This is a genomic window from Microcoleus sp. N3A4, from assembly GCF_036701805.1.
In the GTDB taxonomy this organism is placed as follows: domain Bacteria; phylum Cyanobacteriota; class Cyanobacteriia; order Cyanobacteriales; family Microcoleaceae; genus Microcoleus.
Genome location: NZ_JAUBRJ010000179.1, coordinates 1 through 1,463 on the forward strand (window position 1 = coordinate 1; position 1,463 = coordinate 1,463).

General features: G+C 37.9%; 1 protein-coding gene. It reads left to right on the plus strand.

Features of this window, described 5'->3' with window-relative positions:
* The first annotated feature begins 96 nt into the window (after positions 1–96).
* Positions 97–1,239, plus strand: coding sequence for an ISAs1 family transposase (locus tag QUA56_RS36585; protein WP_333368913.1), 1,143 nt, complete (start codon positions 97–99; stop codon positions 1,237–1,239).
* Positions 1,240–1,463 lie beyond the last annotated feature (224 nt).

Genomic DNA, 1,463 nt, shown 5'->3' on the forward strand with positions numbered 1-1,463 from the left:
CAGGGCGAACGCATCTAAATTGTATGTTAGCAGAACCTGGTATATTGGAGAATGATTATTGAGTACCTACCAAATATTTAATCAAAGTTCGTTCTTATGAAGATCAAACCTAAAATCACCATTGCCGACCATTTTGCCGACTTAGAAGATCCAAGAATTGAGCGAACAAAACGCCATCAATTAACTGATATTATTACCATCTCAATTTGTGCCGTGATTTGTGGTGCTGATACATGGGTGGATATCGAAAGTTACGGTCACTCTAAATACGAATGGTTAAAGAAATTTTTAGAATTGCCGAATGGCATACCGTCACATGACACAATTGCGCGAGTATTTTCTCGCCTCAAGCCGGAACAGTTTCAGAAATGTTTTTTGAACTGGATTCAATCTATTAGTTGCTTCAATCCAGGAGAAGTGATCGCAGTTGATGGCAAAACTCTTCGCCATTCTTACGATCGGGGAGGAGACAAAAAAGCCATTCATATGGTAAGTGCTTGGGCAACCAGTCAAAGATTAGTTTTAGGGCAAGTTAAAGTCGATAAAAAATCTAATGAAATTACGGCAATTCCGGCTTTATTAAAAGTATTAGAATTAAATGGAAGCATTGTCACCATTGATGCGATGGGCTGTCAGAGGTCAATTGTAAAGTTAATTGTTGAACAGGGGGGAGACTACGTAATCACCTTGAAAAAGAACCAGCCATCCCTATATGCCAGAGTAGAGGAGTTGTTTAAACAAGCAATTAGCCAAGGATTTTCTGGCTTTACACATACGGTTTATTCGCCCAAACAAGAAAACAATCACGGTCGCTCAGAAATCCGACATCACTTAATGTTAAGTGATATCAAAGAGCTGATTGACCCCGACAATCAATGGGAGAAACTTGACAGCATAGGTATGATAGAATCGGTGCGAATGGTGAAGGGGAAAACGACTATCGAAATTCGTTATTACATTAGTAGTTTACCAAATAATGCTCAAAAGTTTGGTGAATCAGTACGCAGCCATTGGGGGGTTGAAAATTCCTTACATTGGGTATTAGATGTGGGTTTTCGCGAAGATGATTGTCGGATTAGAAAAGATAATGCTCCGCAAAATTTTGCGATTCTTAGACATATCTCTCTCAATCTTTTAAATCAAGAAAAAACCTCAAAAACTGGAGCAAAGAACAAGCGACTTAGAGCCGGGTGGGATGATGAGTATTTGACTAAAATCCTCGCTGTTTCAGTCAACTAAATTCTCACAAACAACTCATTGCTAACTATTATACAACTTGTAAACAGTGGTTGTAAGCTTTTTATTGTCTCAAAAATGGCAGGAAGTAAAAATCACCATTAATTAGTTCCTCTTTTCTCTTAAAAGTCATTACAAAGTGTGTTTATAGCTTCTAACAATGGTGAATTTATCTTAAAATATACTCATCACTGATGAACAGTGTTCAATAAGATGCGTTCCCCCTG

Coding starts and splice junctions, on each gene's coding strand:
- QUA56_RS36585 (WP_333368913.1), top strand. CDS start 97: ATGAAGATCAAACCTAAAATCACCATTGCCGACCATTTTGCCGACTTA.